The sequence below is a fragment of the Streptomyces sp. P9-A2 genome (assembly GCF_036634175.1).
Lineage (GTDB): Bacteria > Actinomycetota > Actinomycetes > Streptomycetales > Streptomycetaceae > Streptomyces > Streptomyces pratens.
In genome coordinates this window covers 6,630,513-6,647,307 of record NZ_JAZIFX010000001.1, presented here as the reverse complement: position 1 = coordinate 6,647,307, position 16,795 = coordinate 6,630,513, and the positions used below count along the sequence as shown (strand labels likewise).

General features: G+C 69.5%; 13 protein-coding genes and 3 pseudogenes. 9 read left to right on the top strand and 7 right to left on the bottom strand.

Annotated elements, in window-relative coordinates; all coding sequences use genetic code 11:
- Nucleotides 1-316: 316 nt before the first annotated feature.
- Both V4Y04_RS30065 and V4Y04_RS30060 read right to left on the bottom strand, forming a co-directional pair.
- A complete protein-coding gene (locus tag V4Y04_RS30065) occupies nt 317-1,663 on the bottom strand; it encodes a salicylate synthase (RefSeq protein WP_332431520.1) in 1,347 nt (448 codons plus the stop codon).
- A gap of 103 nt (nt 1,664-1,766) precedes the next feature.
- Nucleotides 1,767-3,404, bottom strand: a complete 1,638-nt coding sequence (locus tag V4Y04_RS30060) for a (2,3-dihydroxybenzoyl)adenylate synthase (protein ID WP_332431519.1) — start codon at nt 3,402-3,404, stop codon at nt 1,767-1,769.
- Nucleotides 3,405-3,422: 18 nt separating this feature from the next.
- On the opposite strand from V4Y04_RS30060, the gene V4Y04_RS30055 reads away from it, so the two are divergent.
- The 3 genes from V4Y04_RS30055 to V4Y04_RS30045 all read left to right on the top strand — a co-directional run bounded on the left by V4Y04_RS30055 (nt 3,423) and on the right by V4Y04_RS30045 (nt 6,626).
- Nucleotides 3,423-4,484, top strand: coding sequence for a thioesterase II family protein (locus V4Y04_RS30055; protein ID WP_332431518.1), 1,062 nt, complete (start codon nt 3,423-3,425; stop codon nt 4,482-4,484).
- 160 nt (nt 4,485-4,644) lie between these two features.
- A complete protein-coding gene (locus V4Y04_RS30050) occupies nt 4,645-5,019 on the top strand; it encodes a hypothetical protein (protein ID WP_332431517.1) in 375 nt (124 codons plus the stop codon).
- A 188-nt stretch (nt 5,020-5,207) separates the two neighbouring features.
- Nucleotides 5,208-6,626, top strand: coding sequence for an MFS transporter (locus tag V4Y04_RS30045; protein WP_332431516.1), 1,419 nt, complete (start codon nt 5,208-5,210; stop codon nt 6,624-6,626).
- Nucleotides 6,627-6,923: 297 nt separating this feature from the next.
- Here V4Y04_RS30045 and V4Y04_RS30040 read toward each other — a convergent pair.
- Nucleotides 6,924-8,399: pseudogene (locus V4Y04_RS30040) on the bottom strand (IS3 family transposase).
- A 682-nt stretch (nt 8,400-9,081) separates the two neighbouring features.
- On the opposite strand from V4Y04_RS30040, the gene V4Y04_RS30030 reads away from it, so the two are divergent.
- Complete coding sequence (locus tag V4Y04_RS30030) at nt 9,082-9,852, top strand: transposase (RefSeq protein ID WP_332431513.1); 771 nt, start codon at nt 9,082-9,084, stop codon at nt 9,850-9,852.
- A gap of 314 nt (nt 9,853-10,166) precedes the next feature.
- Nucleotides 10,167-10,811 (top strand): hypothetical protein, encoded by a 645-nt coding sequence (locus V4Y04_RS30025; RefSeq protein ID WP_332431512.1) that lies wholly within the window; start codon nt 10,167-10,169, stop codon nt 10,809-10,811.
- Nucleotides 10,812-10,905: 94 nt separating this feature from the next.
- Here V4Y04_RS30025 and V4Y04_RS30020 read toward each other — a convergent pair.
- Nucleotides 10,906-11,061 (bottom strand): annotated as a pseudogene (locus V4Y04_RS30020) (NF041680 family putative transposase); the annotation flags it as partial.
- A gap of 240 nt (nt 11,062-11,301) precedes the next feature.
- Here V4Y04_RS30020 and V4Y04_RS30015 point away from each other — a divergent pair.
- The 3 genes and pseudogenes from V4Y04_RS30015 to V4Y04_RS37860 all read left to right on the top strand — a co-directional run.
- Complete coding sequence (locus V4Y04_RS30015; protein ID WP_332431511.1) at nt 11,302-11,517, top strand: hypothetical protein; 216 nt, start codon at nt 11,302-11,304, stop codon at nt 11,515-11,517.
- Nucleotides 11,518-11,560: 43 nt separating this feature from the next.
- Nucleotides 11,561-12,472, top strand: a complete 912-nt coding sequence (locus V4Y04_RS30010; RefSeq protein ID WP_332431510.1) for an IS630 family transposase — start codon at nt 11,561-11,563, stop codon at nt 12,470-12,472.
- A 73-nt stretch (nt 12,473-12,545) separates the two neighbouring features.
- Nucleotides 12,546-12,647: pseudogene (locus V4Y04_RS37860) on the top strand (IS5 family transposase); the annotation flags it as partial.
- A gap of 129 nt (nt 12,648-12,776) precedes the next feature.
- On the opposite strand, the gene V4Y04_RS30005 reads toward V4Y04_RS37860, so the two are convergent.
- Nucleotides 12,777-13,751 (bottom strand): helix-turn-helix transcriptional regulator, encoded by a 975-nt coding sequence (locus tag V4Y04_RS30005; protein ID WP_332431509.1) that lies wholly within the window; start codon nt 13,749-13,751, stop codon nt 12,777-12,779.
- 136 nt (nt 13,752-13,887) lie between these two features.
- Between V4Y04_RS30005 and V4Y04_RS30000 the strand changes: the two genes are divergently transcribed.
- Nucleotides 13,888-14,283 (top strand): RidA family protein, encoded by a 396-nt coding sequence (locus V4Y04_RS30000; protein ID WP_332431507.1) that lies wholly within the window; start codon nt 13,888-13,890, stop codon nt 14,281-14,283.
- A gap of 155 nt (nt 14,284-14,438) precedes the next feature.
- On the opposite strand, the gene V4Y04_RS29995 is transcribed toward V4Y04_RS30000, so the two are convergent.
- Entirely contained in the window at nt 14,439-15,815 is a 1,377-nt protein-coding gene (locus V4Y04_RS29995; RefSeq protein ID WP_332431506.1) for a replication-associated recombination protein A, read from the bottom strand.
- Nucleotides 15,816-15,943: 128 nt separating this feature from the next.
- Entirely contained in the window at nt 15,944-16,795 is an 852-nt protein-coding gene (locus tag V4Y04_RS29990) for a PhzF family phenazine biosynthesis protein (RefSeq protein WP_332431505.1), read from the bottom strand.

The window sequence follows — 16,795 nt, the reverse complement described above, 5'->3', positions numbered from 1 at the left end:
CGGCGAACGCCGTCCCGCCCTGCCCCGGCAGTTCCCCCGTGACCGAGAGAGCCGCGCCGACGGAGTCGCCCGCTGTAGCGAGAGCCCGTCGGGAAGGTGCGCGGAGGCCGCACTGTCCGCAAGGTCGTCCCGATAAGTACCGGGGAGCAGCAGGCTGAGGCAGAGCACGGCCAGGATCGACCAGCACAAGCGGTGCCCGCCTCGAGGACGGGGTGCGGTGGTGCGGGGACGGCACGTGGAGCCCTTTGAGGTGAACGTCACTGCCAGGGTGGGCGCATCTCGCGCCGCCCTGCATGCCGAACACGCTTGTGAAGATCTACGCGCTCTGGGGATCGGTACGCTTCTCCACCAGCGTGCGTGAAACGCTGCGCAACTTTTCGCAGGTTTCCTCGAACTCCCGCTCCGGCGTGGACTGTCCGACGATTCCCGCGCCGGCCCGCAGCCAGGTGTCGCTCTGCTCGCGGAACACGGTGCGGAGTATGAGCGCCGCGTCAAGCGAGCCGTCACTGCCCACCGTGAGAACGGCTCCGCTGTACAGGCCGCGTGGTCCGCGCTCGATCTCCCGGATGGCGCGGTAGGCGGCGGCCTTGGGTACTCCGGACGCGGTGACGGCGGGAAAGACGGCCGCGAGCGCCGGCCACGGTCCGCTGTCGCCGTGCGGCAGCTGCCCGCCCACCCGCGACGCCAAATGCTGTACGCTGCCGCGTTCCTTGATCGTCATGAACTCCTCCACCCGCACGGAGCCCTCGGCGCACACGGAGGTCATCTCGTCCCAGGCCACCTGGACGGAGATGGCGTGCTCGTAGATCTCCTTGGGATCCACCAGCAGATCGGTCCGACGAGCGGTGTCCGCGGTCTCGTCCCCGGTCAACGCCCGGGTTCCAGCCAGCGGCTGGGTCGAGGCCCTGCCGTCCGCGGTGACCTCGACGACGGTCTCGGGGCTGAAACCCGCGGCCTCCACACCTTCGAGCCGCAACAGAAAGGAGCGGGCGGGCGAGTTGACCATACGACCCGCCAAATAGCTGGCCGGGAAGTCGAGTTCGGCTGCGACGGGGACGGCGCGCGACAGGATCACCTTCTGCAGGTCACCATCGCGGATGGCGGCAACGGCCTGCTTGACCGCCTCCTGGTACGACTCGCCCGGCGGCTCGGCGAGATCGATGTCGAGAGGGGCGCGCTCAGCGGTGAACGGCTTGGGCTCGGCCCCCAGCACCGCGCCGATCGCGGCCGCATCCGCCTCGTCGGCGCATCGCAGCTCGGCGCCGTCCGACGTGATCCGCACCTCGCTGCACGGCAGGACCAGACGTATCAGCGGGGCCGTGCCGAGCCCCTCCTTCTCCCCTGCGAGGGCGTACGACAGTTCGAAGGCTGCCCAGCCGTAAACCCGCCAGTCCTGCTGCGGCAGCTTGGCGAGCAGGTCGTGCACCGCCGCCAGCGGATCATCCTGCCACGGGACGCGTATTCGCTCGTCGCGGTGGTCGAGGGTGGCGTGGTCCCGGTCGACCTCCAGCGAAGCACGCACTCCGCCCGCGTACCACCAGGCACCTTCCTGCTCATAGATCACGTACTGGTCGTGCGGGCCGTTCTCGGCGAGCCGAACGGCGGCCTGGAGAGGCGTGCCGACGTACGGAGCACGGACACGTGACGGAAGAGCCGTGGGCATGGCTGTCTCCTCAGATACGGCGCTAGTGGGATGGGCGGGGCGGCTGGGGAACGGAGGGAACCCAGGAGGGGCACAGGAGAGCCTCGTGGCGCTCGGGTGCGGGTCAGGGCCGCGGCCTGCCCGCCGCTTCGGCCGCACGGCGGGCGAGCGTTCGCTTGTCGACCTTGCCCACGCCGGTCACGGGCAGGGCGTCGACGAGGTGGACGAGGTCCGGCTTCTTGTAATCGGCGACGCCGCGCTCGTCCAGAAAGCTGTCGAGGCCTGCCACGTCGAGGCCCGCGCGGCCTTCACGCGGGACGACCCAGGCACAAGTGCGCTCGCCCAGGTACTCGTCGGGAACAGGTACGACCGCGGCGTCGAGGATGCCGGGGTGGGCACGCAGGTGTTCCTCGATCTCGTCCGCGGAAACCTTGTCACCACCCCTGTTCACGAGGTCCTTCTTCCGCCCCTCGACGACGATGTCTCCATCGGCGGTGAGCCGCACCAGGTCGCCGGTCCGGTAGAAGCCGTCCGCCGTGAAGGCGGTCTTGTTGTGTTCCGGCGCACGGTAGTAGCCGCGCAGGGTGTAGGGCCCGCGGGTGAGCAGCTCCCCGGTCCCGCCGGGCGGGACGTCCCGCCTGTCCTCGTCGACGACCCGCAGCTCGTCGTCCGGACACAGTGGCCGGCCCTGCGTGGTGTCGACGCGTTCGGGCGCGTAGCCGGGGCGGGTCATGCACAGCAGCCCCTCCGCCATCCCGAACACCTGCTGGAGCTCGCAGCCGAGCCCGGCCCTGACCCGGCGCGCAACATCCGGGCTGAGCCGGGCCCCGCCGACCTGGAGCAGAGCCAGGCTGCCGAGGTCCTCGGTGGCCCACTCGACGGCCTGTGACCACAGTGCGGCCAGTGGGGGCACGACCGCCGTGGCCGTCACCTTGTGGTGCTCGATGAGCGGGAACACCGTGTCCGGGTCGGGCGACGGCGCGAGCACCACGGTGCCGCCGACGAGGAGTGCACCGAGGGCTCCCGGGCAGGAAAGCGCGAAGTTGTGTGCCACCGGAAGCGCTGCCAGATAGACGGTGTCCGGGCCGAAGCCGCACACCTGCGCACTGGCCCGGATGTTGTACGCGTAGTCGTTGTGTGTCCGTGGGATCAGCTTGGGCAGCCCCGTGGTACCGCCGGAGACCAGGAGGACTGCGGGCGCCGCCGAGTCGGGTTCGGCGGTGGCCGGGGCCGGGCCCTGCTCGCCCGCCTGTTCCACGGCGGCGAGGGCGGTGTGCCGTCCCGGGGCGCCGGCCACCAGGACATGGCTCAATGTGGGGACTTCGGCGGTCACCTCGTCGGCGAGCGTGCGGTAGTCGTAGCCGGACGAAGGGTCAGTGGCGGGCAGTACATAGGCCACGGCCGAGCTGTGCCGCGCCAGGTGCACGGCCTCACTGCGACGGTAGGCGGGCAGTCCGAGGACGGGTATGACGCCGATCCGCAGCACTGCGAAGAGGACGACGAAGAAGTCCTCTGTGTTGGGTAGTTGGACAACGATGTGATCGCCGCGTCCGAGGCCCAGGGCGACAAGGCCACGGGCGAGCGCGGCGGCGCGGCGGTCGAGTTCGACGTAGGTGATGCTGCCGTGCTCCGTCACGAGGGCGGTTTTGTCGCCCAGCGTACGGGCGTGCTCCGCCAGGAAAACGCCCAGCGGACGATCCTGCCAATACCCGGCTTCCCGATAGCTCCGCGCATAGGCATCGGGCCATCCAATAGCTTCCATGAAGGGCTCCGCTGTTCAATGAGTTCACGGCATGCGGGGAAGTCGACGGGGCCGCCGAGATTTCCTTTCCTGCCCATTCCCAGCAGAAGGATCACACGAGGGGCTCCACTTCGGATCCCCTTCCAAATAGGACATGTCAAGCTATACACCTCCTTCTCCAGTAGGGGTATTACCCGTTTGGCTACTCACCCTTCTCGGGTGGAGTTGGCTAGTACAATTTCTGCTGCCGAGGCGGCGATTTGCCGAACAGCGCAGCCCGGGGGAAAGCTTCGACGGGTACCTTCGAATCGCTTCTCCGGGTGGATTTTCCCGCGCGACACTCCGTCGGCCTCGAGTCCGAACATCCCACCATCGTCAGGGGGCGCGTTTCTCTTGTTCCAGCACAGCCCGGCCTTCCGCCTGGTGTGCTTCCCCGGGGCAGGCAGTACGACGGAGCTCTTCGCATGGTGGCCGGATGCGCTGCCCAGCTCCGTCTCCGTGACGCACGTACAGTACCCGGGCCGCGCCGAGCGTCTCGACGATCCGCTGCCGCGGCACCTCGAGGAACTCGCAGAGCCGGTCGCGGCCGAACTCACCGCCACCAGCGCCACGGACGCATCCATCGTGCTCATCGGGCACGGCATGGGAGCTTACGTGGCTTTGGAGACGGCTCACCTGCTCCACAGGGTGCACCCTGGCACTCCGTACGCTCTGTACGCCTTGGCCCAGGCGGCTCCCACGCACCCCGGTCCTGACTCCGGCCCACCTCACGAGGGTCCGACATCCCCTGAGCCCGGGGTGCCGCTCGCCACCACGCAGGCCGACATCCGGCTCGCCGCGCAGTACCGGGCCCGCTACCGGGCGGGCCCGCCACTGAAGTGCCCCGTCACTGCCCTCGTGGGCACCTATGACCGGGACATCACCACGCGGCACGTGCAGGGCTGGCAGGCGTGCACCACCGGGCCGTTCACGGCGCGCGCCCTGCGCTGCGACGGGCCAGGCCTCGCACAAAGCACCGAGGCGATCGCCTTCCTGCTCACTGGCCTCGGTCTGGCCCGCACCGGCCGCACTCCGAGCCGGCCGGTAACCGGCGCGCGCTGAGTCCCTGTGAGCCGGGACACGTCACCGACGCGGTGGTCGCCACCCGGAGGAACTCGTCGACCATCCGCTCTCCGCCGCTGTCCGCCACGACGCCGCGGTCCCACCGGCCTCGACGTCCGCGGTCCGTGACGCCGCGCGCCGTCGTACGGACGCCGCGGCGGTGACCTTCGTCGACCGTTCCACCGGCCATATCGGCGCGACCCGGGAGGTGACGTACGGTCAACTCGATGACCACAGCCGGGCCGCGGCCGGAGTGCTCAGCTCCCGCTGCATCCCGGGAGACCGGGTCGCGACCGGCGAGACCGCCCCCGACGCCGTGCGCATCCTGGCCGGCATCCCCGCAGACATGGCGGGGACTCCCCAAGTCGCCCCCGACGACGGGTTCTTCGATCTCGGCGGTGATCGGGTGCTCGCCCACCAGGCGGCCGTGCGGGCTCGTACCCACGACCTGGCGCTCCACCCGAAGGATGCCTTCGAGCACCCTGCCGCACACCCCCCGCCCGCCACACAAGCTGAACGCCACTGTTCAAATTAACCCCGGAGCCCTACAGTAACCTTGACAGTGGCGTTCAAGTTAAGGAGCGTCCGGTGACACCGGAGAGCCAAGCTCGGACTTCTGCCCACGGGCAGCAGAGCGGCGTGCCTCACCCCCCTCGTGCGCAGGAGCACGAGCATCATGACCATGGTCAGGGGCACGGGCATCACGAAGATCACAACGGCCATGTGGCCCCGCCGGCGTCCCACCCGCGCCGCTGGCTGATCCTGACGCTCCTGTGCATGGCCCAGTTCATGCTCATCGTCGATGTGACCGTGGTGAACGTCGCGCTGCCGTCGATGCGTGACGACCTCGCCCTCTCGCCGGCCGCGATGACCTGGGTCGTCACCGCGTACACGATGCTCTTCGGCAGCCTGTTGCTGCTCGGCGGCCGCCTCGGCGACTTCCTCGGTCGACGACGTACCTTCCTCGGCGGTCTCGCGCTGTTCATCGTCGCATCGCTGATGTCGGGACTGGCCGAGAGCAGCGGCATGCTCATCGCCGCCCGCGCCGCCCAGGGTGTCGGGGCGGCTTTCCTCTCACCGGCCGCCATGGCCACGGTGATGGCCACCTTCCAGGGCGCCGAGCGCAACCGTGCTCTGGGCGTGTGGGCGGCGATCGGCGGCACGGGTGCGGCGTTCGGCGTGCTCCTCGGCGGCGTGCTGGCCTCGGGGCCCGGCTGGGAGTGGGCCTTCTTCATCAACGTACCGATCGGGCTCACGGTGCTCTTCCTGGTGCCCGTCCTGGTCAAGGAGGACGGTCCGACCACGGGGCCCGGCGGCCGGCACAAGGGCGTCGACCTGCCTGGCGCGTTCACCATGGTGGCGACGCCCGCCCTGCTCATCTTCGGCCTGGTGCAGGCGCGTGACCACGGCTTCAACGACGCCACCGCCTGGGGCCCGCTGCTTGCCGCCGCACTCTGCGCGGTGCTGTTCGTGCTGGCGGAGCGCTCCGCGGCCTCGCCGCTCGTGCGGCTCTCCTTCCTCGCGCGGCGTTCCATGACCGGCGGCTGCCTGGTCATGCTGGCCTCCGCGGGCGTACTGATCTCCGGGTTCTTCCTGTGCTCGCTCTATCTCCAGCACGTGCTGGGCTACAGCGCGCTGCGCACCGGCCTGATGTTCCTGCCGGCGGCGCTGGCCACCACGATCGGCGCACACCTGGCCTCCAGCGCGGTGCCCCGGCTCGGCTGGCGGGTGACCGCCGCCTCGGGCCTCGGTGTCGCCATGGCTGGCGGCCTGCTCCTGTCCGGCGTCGACGGCGGAAACGCCTGGACGGAGGTCCTGCCGGGGTTCGTCCTGCTCTCCTTCGGTCTCGGTGTCGGTTTCGTCTGCGCCATCACCAGCGCGATGCACGGCGTGGGCCACCTGGACGCGGGACTCGGTTCGGGTCTGGTGAACACCGCCCACGAGCTCGGGGCCTCGCTGGGCATCGCGGTGGTCGCGGCCGTCGCGGGCGCCAGCCTGGAGGGTGGGACACCCTCGCTCGACGGCTTCGACAACGCCTTCGTGGCCTGCGCGGCGATCTCCGTCGTCACGGCCGTGGGCGCTCTCACGCTGCTGCCCAAGGAACGCCCCGATCCCTCGGCAGGGCCGATCATGGCCCACTGATCCGGGGAGCCTCGAGAATCGCCCTTCCGGGAAAATCCGGCAGGGCGATTTGGCATGCCTTCCTTTACATGCAGAGGCAAACGACCGCATCGAAACTCTCTTGACTCCTTCGTTTCTTCGTCGAATAGTTGTGGCCACTGTTTGATATTGATCCGAAACGGTTTGGGTTCCGGGTCGTTGGTGGGGTGTGAGACCGCGTTTGAGATCTGCCGTGCCCCGGGGCGGGAGGGGCCGTTGAGCCTTGCGTGAGTGGTTCTGGACGGAACCTGTCAAAGCGATCAAGGCAGGTAGATCGTTCTAACGTTGTGCCGGGATCAGTGGGCCGTCTGGTGTCGGCTTGTTGATCCAGGCCGCTTGGGGGAGTTTCGGCGGCTCCGGTAGCTTGCGGACGAAGCGTTCGGGGTGCTTCGCGTAGACCGCCCGGAGGACGTCGGCACGCATCTCGCGGAGCTGCCCGGCGAGACCGAAGTGCACGTCGTAGGGCGTGTGCAGGCCGATCCCGGAGTGCCGATGCTCCTCGTTGTACCAGGTGAAGAACTGGGTGCACCACGCCCGGGCGTCCTCGAGGGATCCGAAACGCTCGGGAAAGTCGTGCCGGTATTTCAGGGTCTTGTACTGGCTCTCGCTGTACGGGTTGTCGTTCGACGTCTTCGGCCGCGAATGCGACTTGGTGACGCCGAGACCGGCCATCATCTGGGCGACGTTCTGCGCGACCATCGGGGACCCGCGGTCCGAGTGGATCGTCAACTGCCCTGGCCCGATGCCGTACTTGGCGATCGTCTCGGACAGGAACCGCTCAGCGAGATCCTTGTTCTCCCGGTCGGCGATCATCCAGCCGACCGTGTATCGGCTGAAGATATCGATGATCGTGTAGAGGCAGTAGTAGACGCCCTTGACCGGCCCCTTCAGCTTCGTGATGTCCCAGCTCCAGACCCGGTTCGGGCCCTCGGCGACCAGCTCGGGCACCGTCCTTGGTGGGTGGACGGCCTGACGGCGGCGTTCACGGACCTCGCCACGGCGTCGCAGGAGCCGGTACATCGTCGACTCCGAGCACAGGTAGACACCCCGGTCCAGGAGGACCGCGTAGATCTCGGCGGGCGCCATGTCGGCGAACTCCGGGGAATGGAGCACATCGAGGACCCGTATCTCCTCTTCGGGCGCGAGAGCGCGGGGGTGCCGGCGCCGTTTTTGCCGCGGCCTGGCCGGGGCGGGGCTCTGGCGGTGGTGGCGGTAGTAGGTGGCCCGGCTCACGCCGAGCGCGGCACATGCCTGGACGCGCCCGACCAGCCCGGTGAGCTCTTCGAGGGCGTGGTCGCGGGCGGTGTCGAACACGGCCGCGGGGTCGGCCTCGATCACTTGGTGTTCTCGCCGTTCTGGTTCGCGGCGCTGTCCGTGGCGAACTGGTCGAGCAGCGCGGAGAGTTTTCCCTGAACCTCGATCACGGTACGGGCCTTCGCGAGATCGGCTTCCAGGCGGGCCTTCTCCGCCTTCAGCTTCGCGATCTCCCTGTCCCTCGGGTCCATCTTCGGCCGTCCGGCCGGCGCGGCGAGCGCCTGCTGGGCGCCCTTGTCCCGCTGCTGCCGCCACGTCGTGATCAGCGACGAGTACAGACCCTCCCGCCGCAGCAGAGCACCCTTGCCCTTTGCCCTTCTTGTCCAAGGTCTCGTACTCGGTGAGGATCCTCGCCTTGTACTCCGCGGTATACCGGCGCGGGCCGGTCGACCGGGCTTCCACCTGCGGATCAGGGGTCCCGTGGTCGTTCGTGCTGGCCACCCGGGCACTACTCCTTCTCCGCCCTCGACTCAATGAATCATCCAGTATGCCTGACTCGACCTACTTTGACAGAGAGGGGGTTGAGTGCTGGTGCGATGAGCCAGTACCGGATGCAACTTCATGGCAGCCATCGGACCGTAGAGGCTGGCATGATGCTCCTCATGTCCACGTACCGAAAGGCCGATGCCGCGTAAGCGGCCCGGCGCGCTGCGCGCTCAACAGATCCCTCGTGCCGCGTGGAGCTTGCCTCCAGACCGGATCCACGGCCTCTCTGCCCGAACCAGCGTCGCGATAGATCGAGTAGAGCGGTTCTCGGGCGACTACTACGTCTACCCCGGCGCCACCGATCGTGCGCTGCGCCGGTATCGGGCATTTCTGCAACCAGCGGGACGTCGGCCCCTGTATCCGCAGGATGCGGAGTGTCCGTGCCGTGGCTGTTCCTTCGACGACGTGCGGCACGCTCGCGACGTGCTTGAGGAGGTCGTGCGGCAGCTGCCTCCCAGGCCCCGCGCCGAGCTTGAACTCCGAGTGCGTGTCCTGGATGCCAGGTACGCCGAGCGCACGCTGCCGGATCCCTTCGCCACTCATCGGCAGTGGCGTTCTGGCCTCTGGTGGCGGCGCCGTCTGGCCGGCGGCCGGGAAGCCGGATGAGGAGCCCAGGCTGCGGTGGAATGATCAATGCATGGCTGGTGTGATCACGGCGTCGCAGCCGTCCTGGATAGGCCCGTTCACCGGGCTGAGCCCGCGCTGCTTCGGCAAGCTCGTGACCGCCCTGCGCCGTGAGGGAGCGGGCGTAGTCCGTCGAGGCCGGCCGTGGAGTCTGCCGCTGGAGGACCGGGTCCTGCTGGTAGCGGCGTACTGGAGAACCAACCTGACGCTGCGACAGCTTGCGCCGCTGTTCGGGGTCTCGAAGTCCGCGGCCGACCGCATCATCAACCGTCTCGGGCCGATGCTCGCCCTGCGGCCGCGCCGACGGTTCCGCAAGGACACAGTGCTGATCGTGGACGGCACCTTGGTGCCCACGCGTGACCACACGGTGGCTGAGCAGTCGAAGAACTACCGGTACTCCACCAACCACCAGGTCGTCATCGACGCCGATACCCGGCTGATCGTCGCCGTGGGCCGGCCGCTGCCCGGCAACCGCAGCGACTGCAGGGCATGGGAGCTGTCCGGAGCGAAGGCCGCCGTCGGCGAAGCCATGGTGATCGCCGACGGTGGTTACCGCGGCACTGGGCTGGTGATCCCGCACCGCCGCGAACGCGGCCAGAGTGAACTCCCGGCCTGGAAGGAAAAGCACAACCGCTCACACCGCAAAGTCCGCGCCCGAGTGGAGCACACCTTCGCCCGCATGAAGAGCTGGAAGATCCTCCGCGACTGCCGCTTGAAGGGCGATGGCGTACATCACGCCATGCTCGGCATTGCCCGCCTGCACAACCTCGCCCTCGCCGGATAGACAGAGGGAACATGGACGAGGCCGACTCCGACCTTGACGACCTCGAGCCAGTTGATCATTGCGGGACAGCCTTTAGGACGCCGCCGAAGCCGATCAGACCCGAGAGAACTTCTGGCTGCATGACGATCATCCTGCCGGGCCAAGGGAGTTGATGGGGGCTGATTCCGTCAGGGCCCTCCGAGTCATCCTTCACACCCAGGGTGCGATCCCTTCACATGTAGACCATATGTACGATCGCGCATCATGAGATGAGGGGCCCTACCTGCGGTGACGCCTGTCGGTGGCCCCTCCAGCACTTGATGGAGATCGTGTACGTGGGCAGCAAGAGCAACAACGAGATGGCCCAGGGGTGTGGCGTCTTCGCGGTCATCGGAGTCGTCTCCCTCATCTTGGCGATGGTGACTCAGTGCAGCGGCAGCGACGGCACCTCGGATGCCGCGTCAACGACCAAGCCCAGCGCTACCGCGAGCGCCACGGCCGGCTCACCGAAGCCCGTCAGCCCTTCGCCGGAGAAGTCCGTCACGCGGGAGCCGGAGAAGACAGTCACCCCCGAACCGAAGAAGGTCACTCTGTCGCTCGCGGAGATCGCCGACACCCCCGGCACCTTCGAACAGTTCAAGGAGTTCGTTGCCGAGCACGGGACCGCCAAGCAGAAGAAGGCGGTCAAGCACCTCAAGGGGTGGCGGGGCTACAAGCGCAAGTTGGTCTACCCGGTCCTGGAGGCCAGCTCCGACTACCCCACCATCGACTACGAGGCCATAGACGACGGCGACTGGGTGGAGGAGGGCAAGATGATGGACCTGGAGAAGCAGACCCGCTACATCGCCGAGGCCTTCGCGGCCTGGTGGGAGATCAATGAGACGGCGACCCTCCAGGTCTTCGACCGTGGCGGCGAGCACGCCGCTGGCTCCCCCTGCATCCGGCCCGACACCGTCGAGGAAGATGGGTCCTGTTTCTGACCCCCCGCATGTAACGGAGCCCGGGGCCAGGAGGTGATCCTCCAACGGCTCCCGGGCTCCCGTCATGACGGCCGTCAGACGGGCGGCAGCAGTCTCAGCTTGGTGTTTGTCCTCGGTGGGCTTGGTGTTCCTTGATCGACTCCGCGCGTTTGACTGTCTTGCCGACATCGTGGCGCCTGGCCCGGTGTCTGTTCTTCGATCCTGGAGGACGTCCGGGACCTGGGCGGGATGGTTTCGGTGCGGCCGCCGGACGATCGAATTCGAGGCCCCGAAGCCGCTGCTGGACGCCGCGGTCGGCCACGGCTTTTCCCTCCTCGGCTGCGCCGGATCCACGGCTGGGTCACCCCGGCCACTCATACCGTCGACGCCGTGCTGGCTCGTCAGGTTTCCAAGGAGAAGCGACGGTGCCGCAGGCGCTGCAGTTCGCCGACCGCCCGTCGATCGGCACGTCTGGAGCGTTTTTGATGCCTGAGCTGGAGCTGCCGCCACGGTGGCCGCCTCGGCCGTGCCGGCCGCCGCCGAAGACGCGGCGCGCGGATCCCTGGGACTGCCCCGGTCACGCATGACGAGGCGCTGCTCGCGTGGGGAGCTGACCCGCCAGGGTGCCGCGGCCTTCCGGTACGGGGACACCGTCCTCGGCCACCGGGGCGACTCCGCACTCAGCGCCCTGCTGGATTTCCTGCGCACCTTATCGAGCCGGAACTGATGGGTTGCCTGCTCGTTGATCCGGTGTGATCGAGGGTGGGGACATGCGGCGTCTGCCGCCCGCTGCGCAGGAGGATCTACGGCTGCGGGTGGTGAGCGCGCTGGAGTCGGGGCGGGTTCGGACGTACGACCAGGCGGCGGAGATGTTCGGGGTCTCCGAGCGGTCGGTGGGCACGTGGTGGCGGGCCAGCCGCACCGGTGGGAGGCAGGCACTGCTCGCGGCGGTGCCCGAACCACGCGCGGGCAAGGGTGAGTTGATCGACGAGTCCGCCCGTGGAGCGGTCTTGCAGGCGATGCCTGATTACACACCGGCCGACCTCGGGCAGAACGGGGTGATGCGGGCCCGCGCCTCGGTGCGGACCCTGACCCGGCTGGTGTGCGGGGTGTCGATGACCGAGCGGGGTACGAGCAAGTGGCTGCGCCGGCACGGCTTCACCCCGCAACGGCCCGCCCGCCGCTCCGACCGGCAGAAAGACGACGAGGTCAGCCGGTGGCTGCAGGAGGAGTATCCGGCGATCCGGGCCCGGGCGAGCGAGGAGAAGGCCGAGCCGGTCTGGGCCGATCAGTACGGTCTGCGCTCGGACACCGTCCCGCCGGGACGCTCGTGGGCCCCGGCCGGACAGACCCCACTGGTGCGGGTGAACGGCCGCCGCTTCAGGATCGACATCATGTCGGCCGTCGCCTCCCGCGGGGCGCTGTGGTTCACCGTCTTCCCCGGCAGGTTCACCGCGAAGGTGTTCTGCGCGTTCCTCGACCGCCTCGCCCGGCATGCCGGCCGCAAGGTCCATGTGATCGCCGACCGGCACCCGGTCCACCGCAGCAAAGCCGTCCGGGCCTGGCTCGCCGAGAACGCCGAGCGCGTCGAACTGCACCTGATGCCCGGACACAGCCCCGAACCGAATCCCGACGCGCTGTTGAACGCCGATCTGAAACACCACGTCCACGCGGCCCGCTGATCTCAACTCGGGCGCCCGATCGTGCGATTGTCTCGCGCACGTGTACGGCAACGCGGCCGATCATCCTGATCGGGTGGGCCGGTATCCGTCGGACATGACGGATGCGGAGTGGACGGTGGTGCGGCCGTTGCCGCCGGTGCCGGCCTGGCTCCAGGGGCGGGGCGGGCAGCCCGAGGGCTACTGGTGTGCGGACGTGGAGGTCCGGGGTGTCCGGCAGGTCGCCTTGTCGCCGGCCATCATCCCCTTCCCGGTCAACGGCCCGGCGTCGGCCGTTGTTTCGGCCTCGCGGGGGTGGACGGAGCTTTCAGGTCGGTGGCCCGTAGCGGGCCGCGATCACCGTCGCGCGGTGGTGCAGGGAGGTGCGCAGCCACTGCGGGGCCTCCACCTCCGCGTACATGGCGTGCTGCCACAGCGCCCATTCCGCGTGCCGTGTGTCCTGGAAGACGACGTGCAGCCGGAGCCGGCCGTCCTCGTCGGTCTCCTCGGAACGGACGGCGAGGGCGGTGGCGACCAGGTGCTCCCGGCGCGCGGGGTCCACGCGGACCACCACGGCGGTGTTGTCGCCGCCGGTCCGGAACCGCACGTTGCGTTCGCGCCAGGCCCGGTCCAGGTCGACCGTGTCCGAACGCTGCGCGGGTTCGTCGAGCTCCTCGGCTGCCAGGACCCGGCTCAACCGGTAGGTGCGGTCCTCGGTGCCCCGCTTGGCCAGCAGGTAGCCCTGCTCCCTGACGGTGACCAGACCGATCGGGTCCACCGTGCGCCACTTCGGGGGCTGGCCCACGGCCTCGTAGTAGATGCGCAATCTGTGCCCGGCGAACACCGCGCGCCGGACCTCGACGGCGATGGAGTCGGAGACCTCCTCGGGGGCCACGCGACGCGAGAGGAGATCGGTCTCCGGGTCGATGAGCAGCCGCTGCGCCGCTCCGGCGGCGGTGTCCCGCAGCCCCTCGGGCAGCGCGTCGACCACTTTCAGCACGGCCGAGGCGAGCGCCGACCCCAGACCGAACAGCTGCGCGCCGCGCCGTGATCCGGCGACCACGAGGGCGAGCGCCTCGTCGTGGTTCAGGCCGGTGAGCGCCGTCTGGAAATCCGGCAGCAGCGCGAACCCGCCGTGCCGCCCGCGCTCCGCGTAGACCGGGACCCCCGCCGCGGAGAGTGCCTCCATGTCGCGCAGCACCGTCCGGGTCGACACCTCCAGCTCACGGGCGAGTGTCTCGGCGGTCATCCGGCCTCGTTGACGCAGCAACAGCACCAGGGAAACCAACCGGTCGGCGCGCATGGGAAAACCCTAGCGAAATACATGACCAAGGGTGTCATGTTTTCTTGGCAGGGTTCATCGCACGACGTCAGAGCACGGCAGTTGCCGAAGCGATAGGCGTGCGCAGTGTCATGAACCGAATGGAGCAGGTGCGGCAATGGAACGTAACGCGGTCAACCCGGTGTCGTGGTCGGTCGAGATGGGCTTCAACCAGGGCGAGGTCGTCTCCGGGCACTCGCGCACCCTGTACATCTCGGGCCAGACGGCGATGAGCAAGGAAGGCAAGCCCGAGCACGACGGTGACATGGCGGCGCAGTTGGCGCTGGCCATCGACAACATCGAGGCGGTGCTCGCCGAGGCGGGCATGACCCTCTCGAGCCTCGTCCGGCTGAACGTCTACACGACCGACGTCGATCTGCTCTTCCAGCACTACGGTGTGCTGGCGGGCCGCCTGGGAGCCGCCGGCGTCGCGCCGACCACCACCATGCTCGGTGTGACGCGGCTGGCGATCCCCGGTCAGATGATCGAGCTCGAGGGCACCGCCGTCGCGTGACGTGACCCCGTCTCCGCCGCTGCTCGGGCCCGTCGAACCGGCACGAGCAGCGGGCGACTGGTCACCCGCCTGCCGCGCGACACGACCGAGCGCCGGCCTCACACCCGTGAGGCCGGCGCTTCGGGGTGCGCGACGCGTGCCGCGCCCTCCCGGCGCTACCGCTCCTCACCCCGGACAACGCGGCGGAGCCTGGTGAGGCGCTCGTGCAGGTCTCGCTCCCCGCCGTGCCGCGTGGGGCGGTAGTAGTCCTTGTCCACGAGGTCGCCCGGCGGATACTGCTGCGCCAGCACTCCCTCGGGGACCCTGTGCGGGTAGCGGTAGCCGATCCCGTTGCCCAGTTCCCTGGCGCCCGTGTAGCGGCTGTGGCGCAGGTGCCCGGGGATCTCACCGACGGCGCCCGCCCGGACGTCGGACATGGCCTCGTCGATCCCGACGATCACCGAGTTCGACTTCGGTGCCATGGCCAGATGCACGGTGGCCTGGGCCAGGGCCAGGCGAGCCTCGGGCAGGCCGATGAGCTGGACCGTCTGGGCCGCGGCGACAGCGGCCTGGAGCGCCGTGGGGTCGGCCAGCCCTACGTCCTCGCTCGCGTGCACCACCAGGCGCCGCGCGATGAAACGCGGGTCCTCACCGGCGACGAGCATGCGGGCCAGGTAGTGCAGCGCCGCGTCGGGGTCCGAGCCTCGGATCGACTTGATGAACGCGCTGACGACGTCGTGGTGCTGGTCGCCCTGCCGGTCGTAGCGCACCGTGGCCTCGGCGACAGCGCGCTCCACCGCCGGGACGTCGACCACGGTGCCGCCGGTACCCGTCACCCCGTCGGCGCTCGCCTCCAGCGCGGTCAGTGCGCTCCGGGCGTCGCCGGCCGCGAGGCGCACCAGGGCGTCCTCGGCCTCTGGCGTCACGGAGATTGCGCCGTCGAGGCCGCGCTCGTCCTTCACCGCCCGGCGCAGCAGCTCGCGGACGTCGTCCTCGCCCAGGGGCTGAAGCTGTAGTACCAGCAGGCGGGAGAGCAGCGGGGACACCACCGAGAACGACGGGTTCTCCGTGGTGGCGGCGACGAGCAGGACCAGTCCGTCCTCGACGGCTCCGAGCAGCGCGTCCTGTTGGGTCCTGGAGAAGCGGTGCACCTCGTCGATGAACAGGACGGTCCGCCGGCCCTGATGGCCGCGGCGACGGCGCGCCTCGTTCATCACGTCGCGCAGTTCCTTGACGCCGCTGGTCAGCGCCGAGAGGGCGACGAACCGGCGGGCGGCGACGGCGGCCATCAGACGCGCCAGAGTGGTCTTCCCCGTGCCCGGCGGGCCGTACAGCAGCACCGATGCCGCCTCGCTGCCCTCGGCCAGCCGCCGCAGGGGTGCGCCGGGGCGCAGCAGGTGTGCCTGGCCGACGACCTCGGTGAGCGACCGCGGCCGCATCCGCACGGCGAGCGGGGCGTCGCCCCGTGCGAACTCGGCCACCGCCTCCGGCGGGCCCGGCGGAGTGCCGGCCGCTTCCGGTAACGCGAACAGACCGTCGTCCTCGGCCGTCATCACGCCACCCGCCCCTCGGTGAGGCGCCGGACGGCCCGCCGCGCGCCGGGGTGGTCGACGGACGGTGCTCTGCTGGACACAGGTGGCGGCCCTTCCTCCGTGGATCGGTCACTCGTACGTCCCGGCGGCTACGCGAACAGCGTGCCCCGGGCGACAACGACGGCGGCTCCGGCCACTTGGACCGATTCGATCCGTTCCGGCGTCCCCGTCGCGCGAGCGCGCATCGTCGAAGGACGCCCCATCTCGACCCCCTGACGGATCTCGATCCACTCCCCGAACGGGACAAGTCCGTACCGGGCCAAGTGTACCGCGATCGCCCCCGCGGCCGAGCCCGTGGCGGCGTCCTCCACCACCCCGTAGGCGGGCGAGAACATGCGCAGCCGCCACTGCGTTCCGGAGCCCGCGAAGCAGTTGGCGGCCATGTCGGGCAGCCTCGCGAGGGCGCGCTGGTCCGGGTCCAGAGAGGAGAGCGCCGGCACGCCGTCCAGACCGACGAACACGTGACGGGGCCCGTTGTCGTACACCTCGACGGGCAGGGTGCTGCCGGTGTCCGCCAGGTCGAGAGCGGTGAGGAGTTCGTCCGCCCGGTCGTAGGGTTCCCGGACCGGGAGGGGCTGCCACATGCCGGCCGCGACGGTCCGGCCGTCGTCGTCCCGCTCCAGTTCGAACGCCACGGTGCCCCTGGCGGTCTCCATCCGGAGCTCTTTCGCCTCGTGCGACTCGCCGAGCACCACGGCCGTGCCGAGGGTCGGATGCCCGGCGAAGGGCAGCTCGTTGACGGGGGTGAAGATGCGGACCCGTACGTCGCCGTCGTTCTCCGGGGGGAGAACGAAGACGGTCTCCGACAGGTGCAGCTCCCGCGCGATCTGCTGCATGCGCTCGGGGGAGAGGCCGGAAGCGTCCGGGAAGACCGCGGTGGGGTTGCCTTCCAGGGGGACGTCGGTGAAGACGTCGGCCACCACGTACTCGTACATGCCCAT